This window comes from Paenibacillus ihumii, assembly GCF_001403875.1.
Classification (GTDB): domain Bacteria; phylum Bacillota; class Bacilli; order Paenibacillales; family Paenibacillaceae; genus Fontibacillus; species Fontibacillus ihumii.
In genome coordinates this window covers 247,934-264,603 of the sequence record NZ_LN884297.1, presented here as the reverse complement: position 1 = coordinate 264,603, position 16,670 = coordinate 247,934, and the positions used below count along the sequence as shown (strand labels likewise).

Sequence of the window (16,670 nt, the reverse complement as noted above, 5' to 3'; positions counted from 1 at the left end):
ATATATCATGCATGAAGCTTGCGAAACTCATAAGGGAGGTTATAAGGGAATGAACAGGAAAAAGAGTAGGGGAGCCATGAAGCGCTGGTTATCCGTATGGCTGATCGCGGCCATGATGGCGGCGGTTGCCGGCTGCGGCGGCAATTCCGGCGGATCGGCGGCCGAGCCCGCTTCGACCGGCGCGGACAGCGGAAATGAGGGAAAGGGGCAGGGCGAACAGGCCCCGCTTGACCTGACGATTATGCTGCCGATATTCAAGACGAATTATCCGAAGGATGATGGCCCGGTCGTGGAGGAAATCGAGAAAAGAACGAACAGCAACATTCACTTCGAGTGGGTGCCTAACGCCTCTTATGCGGATAAGTTCAATATCACCCTGGCTTCAGGCAAGCTGCCCCACATCATTTATGTCGGGGACGTGAAGGCGCCAAGCTTTGTCAGTGCAGCCAAGTCGGGCGCATTCTGGGAGGTCGGCCCTTATTTGCAGCATTTTCCGAACCTGAGCGGCGCTAATCCCGTCATCATGGAGAACTCGTCGATTGAAGGCAAGAATTATGGCATCTACCGGGGACGGGTGCTGGGGCGCAATGGCGTTGCCTTCCGCAAGGACTGGCTGGATAACGTCGGCCTGGAAGCGCCGCAGACCGTTGATGATTTCTACAATATGCTGAAGGCGTTCAAGGAGCAGGATCCCGACCAGAATGGGCAGGACGATACCTACGGCATGGTGCTCGTAAAATGGACGGGGCAGTGGGCCAGCGGCTTTGATACGATCAAGCTGTGGTTCGGCGCGCCGAATAAATGGGGCATCGAGGATGGAAAGCTGGTGCCGGAGCATGAATATCCGGAATATGTGGAAGCGCTTAAATTTATGAAAAAATTATATGACGAGAAACTGATCAACTCGGATTTTGCCGTCATGGACAGCGCGAAATGGGTTGATCCGATCGTCAACAACAAGGCCGGCGTCATCGTCGACGTCGTCGACGTCGGCGCCCGGATCGACGACAAGATCCATGCCGCCCTCGCCAAGGAAGGGAAGGATGAGCCGGATCGCCATTATATTGACGTTATCGGCGGCGTAAAGGGAGCTGATGGGCAGCTGCGTACTCTGCCGACCTCCGGTTTCTCGGGCATATTAGCCATCCCTAAATCCTCCGTGAAGACCGAGGAGGAGCTGATGCGGGTTCTCGGCTTCCTGGATCAATTGAACGAACCGGAGATGCAGACGCTGCTTAATTTCGGCCTTGAGGGCGTACACTACAATTTGGCTGGCGAGTTCGTCGAACCGATCAAGGATACCGTGAAGCTGGAATCTGAGGTAGAGGGCTTGAATCAAATGCTCGGCTTCATTCCCGAGGACCGCGCCAAGAAGGTCAAGCAGACGCCGCTTCGCATTAAGCAGACCGAGGTGCAAAAGGCCAACGAGGAATTTATCGTAACGAATCCAGCCGAGGCGTTCATTTCTACCGTTTATTCGCAAAAGGGCCAGCAGCTCGACAACATCATCAACGATGCGCGCATCAAATTCATCGTCGGACAGATCGATGAAGCAGGTCTAAAGTCTGCGTTTGACGTATGGAAGAAGACGGGCGGCGATGATTTGGTTCAAGAAATGAACGACCTGTACAGTAAAGTGAAGCAGTAAGCCGAGAACTCCGAGCGCAGAACCCTGAGCGCACAACTCCGAGCGTAGGACTATCAAGTGTAGAGCTCCGAGCATAGAACACCAAAGCATAGAACATCAAAGCATAGAACATCAAACGAAGAACACTAAGCGCGTAGAACCATCAAGTGCAGAGCTTTAAAGTGCAGAATCATCAAGCGTAAAACTTTCAAATGCAGCACCTTCAAGCGTAGAACCTCAAATGTAGAACCCCAAGCCGTGAGGCGATTTTAGCTGCCGCGTGAAATCATATGATGGATTTTGCGCGTGCAGCTTCTTTGCTCGGGAAGCGGTAAGCCGATTGCCCCATTTTATGTAAGCAGACTTGTAATTCGGCATGAATGCGTTTACATTTTGTATATACCTTGATTCGGTTGGTGAGGAGATGAAGACGGGAATTTTGGCAAATTGGTGGTCGCGAGCGGTTGGGCCCACTGGCTGTAAAGGGAAGTATTACCGCAATAATCTGATCATGATGCTGGTCGTCTCAGCGATTCCCGGCATCATTACCGGGATCATCGTTTATGGGCTGGTTGGCGGGCGTCTGGAGAGCGAGCTATTGCAGATGCATCATCAGCAAATCGAACAGCGTGCCCGGAACATCGATGAGCAGCTGTCCAATATGGAGCTGATGCTGTCGCACTGGGCATTTGACCCCCAATTCGACTACAGCCTGAACGGGCTGGATTTCAAGCGGGATTTCGAACGGGCACGCGACATTACGAAGACGCTGGTTGTAATGCAGGGCTCGAATACGATGGTGAAGCAGGTGGAGCTCTATTTGGCAGGGCAGGAGCCGATGCCTCTGCTGTTCAACCCGGAGTATGGTGAAATCCATTCTGCTGTGGTATCCGGATTATATGACAAGCTGATGGCGGCGAATCGAAGCACCTATTGGACGGAATGGGCCTTCGACCCGAACAGGCCCGAAGCGAAAGAGCTCACGCTGGTGCATCATATTCCGGGCGGAAGCCAGGAGCCCTTCGGGGCGCTGCTCATCCGGATGGATCCCCAGAAGGTGGCGAATATGCTGAAGACGATGACCCCGTACAACGCGGGGGAGACGTTTCTGGTGCAGAACACAGGCGATTTGTTCGCTTCTGCGGGCGGCAGCAGCTCGAATTCGCCATTCGTTACCGAGCTGCGCTCTAGGATCCAAGAACGGGGGCCTGCTCAGAGGTCATCCTTCTTCTTCGAGTGGGACGGGGCGACGTATACGGTCACGTATGGGGAATTCTCACGGATTGCCACCGAGTGGACCTATGTATCCGCCTCGCCGATCACGAGTATAACTTCGCCGGTTCTGTTCATTTCCAAGCTGATCCTGATCGTCAGCTTCAGCGCATTGCTGCTGGCGGCAATTCTATCCTGGATCGCATCGAGGAGGATGTATTCGCCGATCAGGCGGCTGTTCAAGACGCTGCTGTCGGATGACATCAGAGCGGAGGGCAGGGAGGACGAATTCGCCCTAATCGAGCAGCAGTGGCAGAATCTGCACTGGAGGAGCCATGATCTGCAGCGCAAGCTGGCGGAACAGCTTCCCCACGTCAAGGAGAGCTTCCTGAATCAGCTCCTGCAGGGGCATTTGTACGCTTATTCCGAACAGGACCTGCGCCGCCGGATGGAACGGTTTCGGTGGGAGGTTGAGAACAGGCATTTTATCGTAATTTACGTCCAACTGCTGGGAATCACGAGCGTGGAGGGAAAATTCAGGAGCGGCGATGAAGGGCTCGTATCCTATGCGGCTGCTAATATCATCGGCGAACTGGCCATGCAGCGCTTCAGCCAAGCGGATACGATCCACTTTCACGATTTGACGGCGGGGATCCTGCTTGTTCTGCCGGAGGACGGCTCGGCGGATGCTGAGGTACATAGTTTCAGCGAGGAGCTGACGCGGACGATCAACGTTATTTTGAAAATGAGGGTAACGGTGGCCTTCAGCGCCCCCGTGTCCAGCATATCCGATATCCCGCTTGCATTCGAAGAGGTGAAGCAGGCGGCCAGCTACCGCCCCTTCAGCAACGAGAACCAGATTATCGACCTGGAGCGGCTGGAGCAGGAGGGAAGCGACGAGGCCGAGCCAACGTATTCCTTCACCCTGGAACGGGAGCTGACACAGGCGATGCGCACTGGCCAGGAGGAGGAGGCGTACCGCCTTCTGACCGAGTTTCTGGAGGCGCTCAGGGCTAAAGGGGCGAAGGCGATCGATGTGCAGCAGGGCATGCTGCATCTGCTCGGTCATGTACAGCATGCCATCATGCAATCGGGGATCGATCCGAAGCGGCTGTTCATGGGCGTGAATTTGTACGAGGCGCTGTCGCAAATCCGCGAACCGGAGCTTATGCTGATTTGGTTCAAAGAGAAGGTGGTTGCCCCATATTTGAAGGAGCTCTCCCAGCGCTCCAACGCTGAAGTGAAATTGATGATCGAGCAGGCGATGATTTATCTGCAGCAAAATTATATGCGCGATGTATCTCTGGATAGCTGCGCGGACGAGATCGGCACCAATACCTTCTTCTTGAGCAAATCGTTCAAGCAGGTGACCGGGAATAATTTTATCGATTATTTAACGGAGCTGCGCATGGATAAAGCTAAGGAGCTGCTGCGCGAGACCAAGCTGCGGATCAGCGAGGTTGCTGAACAGGTGGGATACCAGCATAGCTATTTCAATCGCATTTTCAAGAAAATGGAAGGGATGACGCCAACGCATTATCGCGAGCTGAGCCAATGAGTGACATAAGGATTTACGCATTGGAGTCTGATTTTTAAATCGACTGGAGAGAAATGTTCGATGGTATGAAAGCAGCGACTGTACGAAAGCAGCGATTAAAACTCGCTGCTTTTTGTTTTGCTGATCCTGGCGGAGGAAAGGCTTGGCGGGTACCCGGCTCCCAAAATTTTGCGAAATAATCTTAAGTCTGCAATAAAGTCCAAACCAGCGGGAAGAAGGAGGACATAGCCAGCAGCACGGCCGTCTTGCGCCAGCAAGAAAGTCTCATTGCCGGCAAATGTCCCCCTGCCTACAATGGGGGTACCTAGAGAAGAAGGAGATGGTGGTCTATGGCTGGACGGACATCGATCGGATTACGGTGGTTGAATGAATCACCGCTCCCTGTCGGAGTAACCTGGGGCGTTCCCTGGGCAAAAGGCGTACTGAGCCGAGATGAGCTGCCCGGGCTTAGTCTTGTTCGAATCGGTGAAATTCCTGAAAGTACTGGAAGTGTTGGAATTGCTGAAAGTGCTGAAAGTGTTGAAAGTGTTGAAAGTGCTGAAAGTGCTGAAAGTGCTGAAAACGCTAAAAACGCTGCGCTAGATCCTGTACAGGATGCTGCACAGGCTCCTGAACAGGCTCCTGAACAGGCTCCTGCACTCGATACTTCACTGGACGCTTCACTGAATACTACGCTGGGTCCTGCTCTGAATGGAAGCATAGCCAGTTATATAAACGCTGTCAATTCTGGCTTCAGCTTTGCCATGAATACAAGCTGCACAAATCGAACAAATGGCACTAACCACACTAACCACATTAACCAAATTAACCAGACTAACCGTACAAACTGTACATATAGCACAAAAAGCACCAACTGCGCTAGTGAAGCAACAGACAGCAAAGAGCATGAAGAGGCTAACGGCACCGGCAATCATAGCAGGCTGCCTCTGCAGAGCTGGGCAGCGGCCTACTGGCCGGACGGGAGTGTAAAATGGACGGCCCACGCCTCGGTCGCTTTTCCGCCGGGGGAGGAGAACGAAGCAGCAGCTCAGATAACGGTAACGGAAACTGAAGATGCCTTCGTTGTCGATACAGGAATTATGACCTGCACGATCAACAAGCAGGGGAGAGGGATTATCCGCAGCATCATGCGGGGAGGCGCTGAAGTATGCAGCGGCGGAGAACTGGTATGCATCCGGGAGGAGGCCAGCACGGTATCCGGAACACGCATCTGGAAGGAGGAGAAGTTTACGGGCAGCACGCTGCGGGCCAAGGTGGAGCAGCGGGGACCTGTTCGCGCGGTCGTAAGGCTGGACGGCCGGCATCGCTCCGGATCGGGGGGAGCCAGGCAATGGCTCCCGTACACGATTCGTTTGTATTTCTACGCCGGACTATCATCGATACGCCTCATGCATACCTTCTATTATGACGGCAATCCGCACGAGGATTATATCAAGGGACTGGGCGTTTTGTTTATGGTGCCGCTTCGTGGGCCTCTTTACAATCGCCATGTCCGGTTCGCCGGGGACTGCGGCTTGTTCAGCGAGTCGCCCAAGTCCCTTCATACGCGGCGGACAAAGGGGCGTTACCGCGAGCTGTACGAGGCGCAGACCGAAGGAAGGAGCGTGGAGCTCGATCCTGATGGAGATGAATATTTTCTAGGCTTGCTGGATGATTCGGCGACATGGGGCAGCTTCAAGCTGGTGCAGGACTGCTCCGAGCATTACCGGATTTCGAAGCGGACGCAAGACGGTTGCAGCTGGGTTAAGGCAGCCGAAGGAAAAAGGGCCGGCGGGCTCGGTTATATCGGAGGCGAGGGCGGCGGACTTGCCGCAGGACTGAAGGATTTCTGGCAGAAGTCGCCTTCCGGCATGGAGATTCGTGGAGCGGCCGGGGACGAAGCCGATTTCACCGTTTGGTTCTGGTCGCCCGATGCAGGGGCGATGGATCTGCGGCATTACGATACGAGAACGCATGTGGAGTCGTCCTATGAAGGGGCCGAGGAGCTGCGGGCTACGCCTTACGGAATCGCGAATACGAGCGAACTATTGCTATGGTGCACCGGGGAGACGCCGGAATCCGGGCTGCTGAAGCACATGGCGGAGGAGGCTGCTGCATCTGCACGGCTTGTCTGCGATCCGGCATACTACCATGAAGCCGGCGCTTTCGGCATCTGGAGCCTGCCTGATCGAAGCACGCCTGAGAGAGCGTATTTGGAGGATCAGCTGGATGGCATAATCGCCTTCTACCTGTCGGAGAGCGAGCAGCGGAGATGGTACGGCTTCTGGGATTACGGCGATTTCATGCACAGCTATGATCCCGTTCGCCATGTGTGGAATTACGATTTGGGCGGGTGCGCCTGGCAGAATACCGAGCTTGCGCCGAATATGTGGCTTTGGCTGATGTTCCTTCGCTCCGGGCGGGCGGATGTGTTCCGCATGGCCGAGGCAATGACCCGGCATACGAGCGAGGTGGACATCTATCATTTCGGCGAATATGCGGGGCTCGGATCAAGGCACAACGTCATGCACTGGGGCTGCGGCTGCAAGGAGGCGCGGATCGCGATGGCAGGTCTCCATCGGTACTACTATTACCTGACCGCCGATGAGCGGGTCGGGGACATACTCGACGAGGTGAAGGATGCCGATTATTCCACCGTTACGCTGGATCCGATGAGGGCGTATTTTCCGAAGGATGAGCATCCGACGCATATCCGGGTCGGTCCCGACTGGGCTGCGTTCACCTCCAACTGGATGACTCGCTGGGAGCGCTTCGAGGATACAGCCTACCGGGATAAAATCGTCACTGGAATCAGCTGCATCAAGGCTGCTAATTTCCGGCTGCTGTCCGGCCCTACCTATGGATATGATCCCAAGACAGGGATGCTGGCAGGCATGGGCGATGACAACTGGGGAAGGCATCTGGCGATATGCATGGGCGGTCCGCAGGTCTGGTTCGAACTGGCGGGGATGCTTGAGGATCCCGAGTGGGAGGAAATGCTGGCGGAATTCGGCGTCTTCTATAATTTGCCGGATGAGGAGAAACAGGCGCTGACAGGGGGCGCTATCGGCAGCCAAAGGCTGAGGTTCGAGCACCCGGTGCTCAGTGTAGCGATCGCGGCTTACGGTGCTTATTACCGCCGAAGTACCGAGGTGGCCGAGAAGTGCTGGTCGATTCTGCTCGGCAACAGCTTCGCGCGCGTGAACCTGCAGGAAGAGGCTGTACGGGTCATCTATGTCGATGAACTGCTGGAGATCGATTGGATCAATACGAACGAAGCTTCGCAGTGGTCGATCAATACGATCATAAGCCTGGAGTTGATTCCGGCTGAATTGCCTGGATCATTTCATGAGTTCATGCAGCAGAAAGGGGAGGAGGTACGTTGAGCCAGAGGGCGAGAAGCAGCCTGATCCCGCAGGAGTGGAACTGCCTGTATGCCAACCCGCTGCAATCTCCTGCGGACGTGGCAGGCTTTAAGATGGAGGGGGCTGGGGCGGTGTCCTTTCCGCGGGGCTGGATGCGCCTGGAGAGTATCCGCAGCGCGGCGGAGGGGCAGAAGGCCAACCTCGTATTTTGGTGCCCGGAGGAGCTTCCGGCTAATGTGGCGATTTCCTGGCGTTTCCGTCCAATCCGGGAGCCTGGGCTGGCAATTCTTTTTTTTAGCGCCAGAGGAGCGGGAGGGAAGGATTTATTCGACCCGTCTCTCCCGAGGCGTACCGGTGAGTACGAACAGTATCACCACGGGATGATGGACGCCTTTCACATTTCCTATTTTCGCCGGATGTGGGCTGAGGAGCGGCAGTTTCATACCTGCCATTTGCGAAAAAGCTACGGTTTTCATCTCGTAGCCCAAGGAGCGGATCCACTGCCTGGCGTTCCTGATTCGGCAGATTATTACAACATGCTCGTGCTGAAGCGAGGGCCAACAATTACGTTTGCCATCAACGATTTGCAGGTGCTGTCCTGGGAGGATGACGGCGTATCCTGCGGCCCGCCGCTTGCTGGAGGGAAGCTGGGCTTCCGGCAGATGGCTCCGCTCATTGCCGAGTATGCGGAGCTTGCCGTATACGGGCCTCATCCATCGAATTAACGGAGTGAACACAGTCAACGCAGCCACAAGGCGAGGGTTCAGCTTGCCCTTTTCATTAGTAAAACAAACCGGAACGATCATCAAAAAGCGAAACGAATATCCGAGCCACAACAGCACAGCTAATGTGTCCAAGGAGTCGAAGAGCCACACAGCCAGCACCGCAGCCGGCGAAAACCAACAAATAACGGTACCATTAGAGCCATAAAAGGAGGGGGAGCACTGTATGAAGAAGCAGCCTAATATTTATTTCTGCTATCCCCAGGGAAAGCACAAGGCGCTCACGATGAGCTATGACGACGGACGGAGAGCTGATGAGCGACTGGTCGGGATTTTTAACCGTTACGGGATTCGGGGGACGTTCCATATCAATTCCGGGCTGCTGGGAGGAGAAGATCGTCTGACTGCGGAAGAAGCGGTCGCTTTGTACGAAGGACATGAGGTATCCGTGCATACGGTCCGGCATCCGACTCTGGCCCGCTGCCCGATAGAAGCCGTTGTGGAGGAGGTGCTGGAGGACCGCAAAAATCTGGAGCGCCTATTCCGCGTGCCCGTACGGGGAATGTCTTATCCCAACGGCTCCTACAGCAGGGAGATCAAAGAGCTGCTGCCGCATCTCGGGATTGAATATGCGCGGACAGTGCAGACGCACGGCGGCTTCGGGCTGCCGGAGGATTGGCTGGAATGGCGGGCCACCTGCCATCATAACGACCGTCTGCTGGAGCACGCTGAGACCTTTGTCGGGCTGCATAAGCGCCAATATCTTTATTTAATGTACGTCTGGGGCCACAGCTATGAATTCGATCATGACGGAAATTGGGAGCTGATTGAGCGGTTCTGTGAAACGGCAGGCGGGCATGAAGATATTTGGTATGCAACGAACATTGAAATCGCGGATTACATGCAGACGTGCAGATGGCTGAAATTCTCAGCGGCCAGAGATTTCGTATATAACCCGGGTGCAGCGCCGATCTGGCTTGATGTAGAGGGCAGCATCGTTGAGGTTCCCGGCGGGAGCCGGTTAAATTTGGCCTGATTCCGCTTCAAGGCGTATCAGCGTAAAAGAATAAGCGGGCGAAGAAGAAAAGGAGAGAGGACATGAAGCATTCAGAACGTACGACAGGGAAGCTGGGCGCTGAGACTGGAAGAAACAACGCAAACAGCCTGGACTTAGAACAGGGACAGCAGGCACAGCATGTACTGCATACCGGGGGGCCTTTTCGTTTGGCGGATATTGACATCAGCGCCTCTGGACCGAGATGCAAAATGCTGCTCGGTGATCTGAACGGAGATGGGCGCGCCGAGCTGCTGCTCGTCCAGCCGGATGACCGCCAGGATGTGCGTTATATCCCCCACCAGGTGCAGTGTCTTACGGCTTATGATCTCAGCGGCCGAATGCTGTGGCAGCAGGGCAAGCCGAGCCTGGGGGCGGGAAGCCAGGGCTCCGATTATCCGGCGCAAATTTATGACATTGACGGCGACGGCTGCCTGGAAGTGCTGTGCGTCATGAATGACCGGTTCCATATCCTGGACGGGGCGACTGGCCGGATCAAGGAGGTGCATGACTTGCCGGATCCGCATGCCCATGACTGCATCATCATCGCCAATTTGTCGGGCGGAGAGCATGCTTCAGACATCATTCTCAAGGATCGCTATCACCGGATGTGGGCTTTGAACCGCAAATTTGAACTGCTGTGGTCACATGAAGGCAATATCGGGCATTATCCGTGGGCGAGCGATCTGAACGGTGATGGCTACGATGAGGTGATGGCCGGCTACGACCTCCTCGATCATCGCGGACGTGTGCTGTGGAGCTGCCGCGATCTGGAGGATCACGCCGACTGCATATGGGTCGGGGACGTGGACGGCGATGGTGCGACCGAGCTGGTCATCGGCGGCAGCGTCACCGTGATGTATGACAGGGAGGGGCGTGAGCGGTGGAGATATGAGGGCTCGATCGAATCGCAGCATATCGCGCTGGGCAGATTCCGCCCCGAGCTGCCGGGGCTGCAGATCGCCGGGCTGGACCGGATGATCCGCGAGGACGATGGAAAAGGACAGAAGGGCAAGGACGCGCTATTCCTGGTCGATTGCGAAGGCAAGGAGCTGTGGAAGGAGGAGCGGACGACAAGCGGCTGGCTTACTATCGCCGAAACGCTGAGCAGCTGGCGCGCCGGGGCCCCGGACTATATCCTCGCTTATCGCCGCGGAGGCGGCGTATACCCGGCGCTGTATGACGGCCACCTGAATATTGTGGCGGAGTTCCGGCATGAGGGCTACGCCGTCCATGGCGATCTGCTCGGCGTTGGAACCGAGCAAGTCGTTATTTATGATGACGAGCTGGCGGTCGTCTACTCTGGCGAGGCTGCAGATTTGTCCGCTCCGCCGTCCGGCGTGCCGCTGCCCCAGCCCAAGCGCTTGTATAATTCTACCTTGTATCCGGGAGGAGAGGCTGATGCAAACCTATTTTCCGGCGCATGATTCGATTTCCAGGCATACCGCGAGACAGACTAGACGGGTGCTCGCTGCTATAGCGAGCCGCTACATCGGCTCGAATCCGCCCGAGCCTCCCGTCTACCGGATCCATTCCCGCCATGGCTTTCCCCGCTTGGAGGATTGCCGCTATGATATGAATTTGGCGGAGCGGTGGCCGGGGCTGTCTGAGGGGCAGTTCGTCTATGTTTGGGGGATGCTGTGGGCCGAAAAGGACGGCGAGACGCCGTTCGCGGTCAGCTGCTACAGTCCGGTTAAAATTTATATCAATGGAAGCCTGGCCTTTCAATCGAATTTGAATGATGACGTATTCCCGGACAGAAGAGCGTTTTTTCGCGCCGCAACGAGGAAGGGCCGGAACGATATCGTTCTGGAGTTTGTTGCCGTTGGCACAGGCTGCGGGGGGATTTTCGGTACGGGCAGTGTCAAGGGTGCGCCCATGCACTTCCTGAATCCTACGAGTGAAGGCCGCGGGAGCGAAGGTTGGGTCTATAGCGAGCCGCAGCAGGCACGTTGGCGCATTCTCCCGGGCTGGATCGGCCAAAACCGTGATGACGGTTGGGCAGGGGGGGACAGTGCTGGCTTAAAATTAGGCCATGACACGGATGACTTGGGTACGGATGGTTCCGCCTCAGGAGACAAGGCTGAGCCTTGCCGTGCTCGATCCTCGTCCCGATCCCATCATCCTGGAGCTTATGATTCAATCCAGCTGGATCGCGATGGCCCTCCGGCTGAGAACTGCTTGAATCCGTGGACTGCATGGCATCCGCGGGTCGAGTGGACACCTGAGGAGCTTGACAGCGGATGCTTCCGCCGCTTGTTCGGCGGGGAGCCGGGAGCAAAGGCCTTCGCCTGGGGCAAGCTGGAGCTGCGCGGCAGCCTGCGGGCCGATCTGCGGCTGGAGGGAGTCTTTTCGGGAGAGATCATCGTGTACTTTGATGGCCGGCCCGTTTTTCAAGGTGCGGGAGAGAACGGAAGCATGGATATCCGGGTACCGGACGTCGGGTTCGGGCGGTATGATATTATCGTAGAGTCGGTCTGCAGGAGCGAACGCGGGAGCGAGTGCTGGGGCTTCAAGTTCACGGAGCCTCAAGCCGTCTCCCCGTCATCGCCGGAGGCCGTCTTCCGCTTTGTACAGCCGTATCCCGTGGAAGGCATGGGGGATAGCTGGCTGTATCTTGGTGCGTTCTCTGCAGCAGCTGCGCCACGGGTCGAGGAGATTCCGGCGATGGACCGGCTGTTCGGACAGGGCCCGGAGGCCACCTATTGGCGGGTGGACCGGCCGGGATGCTGGGTCCGGCCTTATCTGGAAAGCACGCTGTATGGCAGATGGAATTATCCCTTGGGGGTTACGCTGTACGGGCTGCTCAGTACGGGAGCCGCTCTGTCGGCACCTCAATACACCGAGTATGCCGCGGAGCATATCGAGCAGTGCAGCAAGTGGCATGATTATGCCCAGTGGGATCTTGAGCACTACGGCGCGCCAGGCATCAATCATCAGCTGAGCTTGATCGATTCTTTGGATGACTGCGGCTCCTTCGGGGCCGCGATGCTGGCGGCGAACAAGCTGCGGCCAATACGGGGGGCGGAGAGCGCTGCGGCGCATATTGCCCGCTACATTACAGATGTGCAGGACCGCCTCCCTGACGGGGCCTTCTACCGGACGCGCGGTACAGTTGATTTTATGAAGGATACGATGTGGTGCGATGATTTGTACATGAGCGTTCCTTTTCTTTGCAGGTATTATGAGCTTACGGGAGACGAGCGTTATCTGAATGATGCTGCCTCCCAGTTTATTAGCTATAAAGAGCGCCTGTTCATTCCCGAGCTGGGAATAATGCATCATGTATTCGACGGTAAATTCGGCAAGCCGAACGGCGTGCCCTGGGGCCGGGGGAACGGATGGGTCATCTTCTCGCTGACTGAGCTGCTGACGATCATGCCGGGGAACCATAGGCTCAGGCCAGACCTGCTGCGGTTCTATTGCGAGTTAAGCGAAGGCTACCGCAGGCTGCAGGGCGGCAGCGGGATGTGGCACCAGGTGCTGACAGACCCTGAGTCTTATGCCGAGGCTTCGTGCACAGCCATGTTCATATATGCTTTCGTTCACGGGATCAGGAATGGCTGGCTTGAGGAACCGGATTTGTACCTGGAGGCGGCGGTCAGGGGCTGGGAAGGGCTGACTGCGGCATGCATCGATAAGCTGGGCAATGTATATGGTGTATGCCGGGGCTCGGGGTACTCCTTCAATAAGCTGTATTATAAAGAGGAGCTGGATTGGCAGCTTAATGATACACATGGCATCGGCATTGTGCTGCTTGCGGGAATCGAGATTCTCAGGCTGGAGTCCGGCCTGCAGATATAATGATAATTGCTTGCAAATATGGTACCATATTTAATGGCTATTCATTTACATATGCTCAAGCCTTAGGTGTGGAGGGATCATTATGCAAGACGAATATACGCGCAAGCTGGAGGACCAGAAAGGCTTATTCAAGCAGCTCGGCATCAAGCTGGACGCCCTGACTATTCATGAGAAGGATTTTGACGTGAAAATGCGCGGATACGAGAAAGAGGAAGTGGACCGTTTCCTGGATGACATTATCGTGGACTATGAGAGATTCTACGATATCATCACAGATCTGCTGGATAAATACAAGGAGCTTCAGCGCCGTCAGGCTTATCTGGAAGAGGAGAAGAAAGCATGGTCCATCCGTAAGGTAAAGTCCGAGTCCGGCAGCGTTATCGATCGCCAGCTGGTAGAGGAAGGCATCCGGCAAATGGAACGCAGTCTGGAGCAATTCAAATTGCATATCCGCAAGGAATTTGATGTATAAATCGGGGACTGGTGCGTGAGCGCCGGTCTTTTTTGCATAAAAAACCTTCGTTTCGCGCAAAATTCAATAAGGCCATCCCTTCATAGGATGTTCATGCATTATTCATTGCATGAAGCGTGGAAACATGGTAATATATATTTAAGATTTAGATCTAGTCTAAATTTAAAATAATTAAAACGAAGACACTTGAACCTTATTATCGATTTGTTGAATGGAGGAATAATGAATGACAAACCAAGTGCAAACTCAAACCGAGCAAGCTCTGCATCAGGAGCTGAACCTGCAAATCGCGAACTGGACCGTGCTGTACACGAAGCTGCATCATTTTCACTGGTATGTGAAGGGTCCGCATTTCTTTACGCTGCATGAGAAATTCGAGGAGCTATATAATGAAGCAGCCGGCTATGTGGATGAAATTGCGGAGCGGCTGCTGGCCATTGGCGGTGAACCGATCAGCACCCTTAAGGAAGCTCTGGCCAAGGCGACGATTTCCGAGGCGGGAGGCAAGACATCAGCCGAAGAGATGGTGGCGGCCATAGTGGCGGACTTCGAGGTGATCATCGGAGAACTGAAGCGCGGAATGGCGGCTGCGGAGCAAGCCGAGGACGAAGCGACGAGTGACCTGCTGCTGGGTGTGCTGTCTTCCTTGGAGAAGCACAACTGGATGCTGAACGCCTATTTGGGCAAATAAATTACAGACATGCCCATGGAACCTGTTCGATTAGGATCGCTCCTAGCCGGACAGGTTTCTTTTAGGATATTAGAAATTGTAAGCTTGGAGCCTCCGCATCTTTATGTCGCAAGAGAAACTGTTAGTGACCGGGGGCTGTTGTCCAGGTATTGGATCTATGGGTGCTTTTCTTACGGATAACATTTATTGCATAAAATTCCATACGGGATTCTTACGAGGTAACGGAGCAATAAACGGAGGGGAAGAAGCCGTGATAAGAATCAAAAGAATCTATGAGAGACCTGCCAGCGAAGATGGCAAGCGCATCCTGGTGGACCGAATATGGCCGCGCGGCGTAGCCAAAGACGAAGCCTGCCTGTCCTTATGGATGAAGGAGGTCGCTCCGAGCACCGGGCTAAGGCAGTGGTTCGGACATAAGCCGGAGCGTTTTGCTGAATTTTCACAGCTCTACGCGCAGGAGCTGGCTCAGGACGAGGTTCAAACGCATCTTGCGCAATTGCGTGCCTGGAGCGAAACGGATACCGTCACGCTGCTGTATGCAGCGAAGGATCAGAAGCATAACCACGCCCTTGTTCTGAAGGAGGTTCTCGAGGGGCAATAACGCGTAAATAACGATAAGCAGCCGCTTAGGCCAGTCATCGACAGTCGTTGAGTCTAGGTTAGCAGTAGTGGTTTCGGCGGCCAGCGTCAGTCGTTGAGTCTAGGTTAGCAGTAGTGGTTTCGGCGGCCAGCGTCAGTCGTTGAGTCTAAGTTAGCAGCAGTGGTTTCGGCAGGTCAGCGTCAGTCGTTACGGCTAAGTTAGCAGTAGTGGTTTCGGCAGGTCAGCGTCAGTTGTTGCGGCTAAGTTAGCAGTAGTCGTCTCGGCAGGTCAGCGTCAGTTGTTGCGGCTAAGTTAGCAGTGTGGTTTCGGCAGGTCAGCGTCAGTTGTTGCGGCTAAGTTAGCAGTGTGGTTTCGGCAGGTCATTGTTAGGCCGTTTGGGCCACATCAACAGCAGTAGTTTGGCCAAGTTAGAGAAGTCGTTTCAGCCTAGTGGAGACGGTCTACCGTAAATCTCGAAGCTGTACGTTCGAACTGTACGTGGAGGATTTGCTGCTCAATTTGAAGGTAGGATAGTTCTCCTCGGCATCAAGCCACAGCAGATCTTCATAGAAAATCTGATGCTGACGATCAACGACAAAGGACAAGTCCCCGGCATCAAGCGGAATGTCAAATTCCCCTTGTCTGTTTTGAATCAGCAGTGTGTTGATACCATCGCAGCCGCAGCCTTCCGTATCGTAATACAGTTTGATAACGCCGGACTGTTCACCCAATTTTTCCTGAATTCTGCGGGCGGCCAGCGGTGAGACTTCCAATTTGATCATGATTAGAGCACCTTCCATTCATGTTGATGAATACCTATATTTCATTATAGGTATTATTTTTTGTTCGATCAAATTTCCAATAATTAGTTATATAATAGTAAGCAGATTGGTTTTATCGATCAATATAACAAAACTGGGATTGGATGGTGACTAAAATGAACATGGACGTATTGGCGGCAATACAGAAGCGGAGAGAGATTACATCCTTTAAAGAGACCCCCATTTCGGACACGGATTTGAACAAGCTTACTATGGCTTTGTATCTATCTCCTACCGGAAATAATCTGCCTTCGAGGGAATTTATCGTGATCACGAATAAGCCGCTTCTAGCGCAATTGAGCAAGACGACACCTTATATGCAATGGCTGGAGCAGGCTGCGGCAGGGATAGTGATTATAGGCAATGAGGAGCTGAGCAAATATTGGCTGCAGGACGCCTCCATCGCTGGAGGATATCTCTGGCTGGCCGCGACATCGCTCGGACTTGGAGCAGCTTGGGGAGCGGTGTACCATTCTGAGGATCATAGCGAATCTTCTCAGCGGGAAAATTATGTCCGCGAGTTATTAGACATTCCTGCAAAGCTTCGTGTCGTTGCCATTCTGGGTCTGGGCTATTCTGCCATAGATCCGCCGCCGAAAGAAATGTACAGCCAGGATACGGTGTTTCATTTGAACAGCTTCGGCTCTCAGTAAGTGAAGGTACTAGAATAAAATAATCACGAAGCAAAACCGCGATTCGCTTGCAGCAAGCTTTTCATGACAGATGATGCATGAGAAGCTTGTTTTTTTAGATATTGGATTTCCGTCCAATTTAGCAAGATAGAT

General features: G+C 54.4%; 12 protein-coding genes. 11 read left to right on the top strand and 1 reads right to left on the bottom strand.

What is annotated here, in order from left to right:
* The first annotated feature begins 49 nt into the window (after positions 1–49).
* The 10 genes from BN2762_RS03935 to BN2762_RS03890 all read left to right on the top strand — a co-directional run bounded on the left by BN2762_RS03935 (position 50) and on the right by BN2762_RS03890 (position 15,085).
* Positions 50–1,648, top strand: coding sequence for an extracellular solute-binding protein (locus BN2762_RS03935; RefSeq protein ID WP_055105722.1), 1,599 nt, complete (start codon positions 50–52; stop codon positions 1,646–1,648).
* 490 nt (positions 1,649–2,138) lie between these two features.
* Complete coding sequence (locus BN2762_RS03930; protein ID WP_230202414.1) at positions 2,139–4,397, top strand: helix-turn-helix domain-containing protein; 2,259 nt, start codon at positions 2,139–2,141, stop codon at positions 4,395–4,397.
* 329 nt (positions 4,398–4,726) lie between these two features.
* Positions 4,727–7,762, top strand: coding sequence for an exo-rhamnogalacturonan lyase family protein (locus BN2762_RS03925; protein WP_230202413.1), 3,036 nt, complete (start codon positions 4,727–4,729; stop codon positions 7,760–7,762).
* Entirely contained in the window at positions 7,759–8,466 is a 708-nt protein-coding gene (locus BN2762_RS03920; protein WP_083484750.1) for a DUF1961 family protein, read from the top strand. Before BN2762_RS03925 ends, BN2762_RS03920 begins: the two co-directional genes overlap by 4 nt.
* A 223-nt stretch (positions 8,467–8,689) precedes the next feature.
* Positions 8,690–9,499, top strand: coding sequence for a polysaccharide deacetylase family protein (locus tag BN2762_RS03915; protein ID WP_055105720.1), 810 nt, complete (start codon positions 8,690–8,692; stop codon positions 9,497–9,499).
* 230 nt (positions 9,500–9,729) lie between these two features.
* Positions 9,730–10,944, top strand: coding sequence for a hypothetical protein (locus tag BN2762_RS03910; RefSeq protein ID WP_230202426.1), 1,215 nt, complete (start codon positions 9,730–9,732; stop codon positions 10,942–10,944).
* Positions 10,919–13,321 carry a glycoside hydrolase family 88/105 protein gene (locus tag BN2762_RS03905; RefSeq protein ID WP_055105719.1) on the top strand — a complete coding sequence of 801 codons (2,403 nt, stop codon included), beginning with the start codon at positions 10,919–10,921 and terminating at the stop codon, positions 13,319–13,321. The genes BN2762_RS03910 and BN2762_RS03905 overlap by 26 nt, the downstream gene beginning before the upstream one ends.
* A gap of 82 nt (positions 13,322–13,403) precedes the next feature.
* Positions 13,404–13,793, top strand: a complete 390-nt coding sequence (locus BN2762_RS03900) for a DivIVA domain-containing protein (protein WP_055105718.1) — start codon at positions 13,404–13,406, stop codon at positions 13,791–13,793.
* 226 nt (positions 13,794–14,019) lie between these two features.
* Positions 14,020–14,484, top strand: coding sequence for a Dps family protein (locus tag BN2762_RS03895; protein ID WP_055105717.1), 465 nt, complete (start codon positions 14,020–14,022; stop codon positions 14,482–14,484).
* A gap of 250 nt (positions 14,485–14,734) precedes the next feature.
* Positions 14,735–15,085, top strand: a complete 351-nt coding sequence (locus BN2762_RS03890) for a DUF488 domain-containing protein (protein ID WP_055105960.1) — start codon at positions 14,735–14,737, stop codon at positions 15,083–15,085.
* Positions 15,086–15,525: 440 nt separating this feature from the next.
* On the opposite strand, the gene BN2762_RS03885 is transcribed toward BN2762_RS03890, so the two are convergent.
* Positions 15,526–15,846 carry an iron-sulfur cluster biosynthesis family protein gene (locus tag BN2762_RS03885; RefSeq protein WP_230202412.1) on the bottom strand — a complete coding sequence of 107 codons (321 nt, stop codon included), beginning with the start codon at positions 15,844–15,846 and terminating at the stop codon, positions 15,526–15,528.
* A gap of 155 nt (positions 15,847–16,001) precedes the next feature.
* Between BN2762_RS03885 and BN2762_RS03880 the strand changes: the two genes are divergently transcribed.
* Positions 16,002–16,538, top strand: coding sequence for a nitroreductase family protein (locus BN2762_RS03880; protein ID WP_316246760.1), 537 nt, complete (start codon positions 16,002–16,004; stop codon positions 16,536–16,538).
* Positions 16,539–16,670 lie beyond the last annotated feature (132 nt).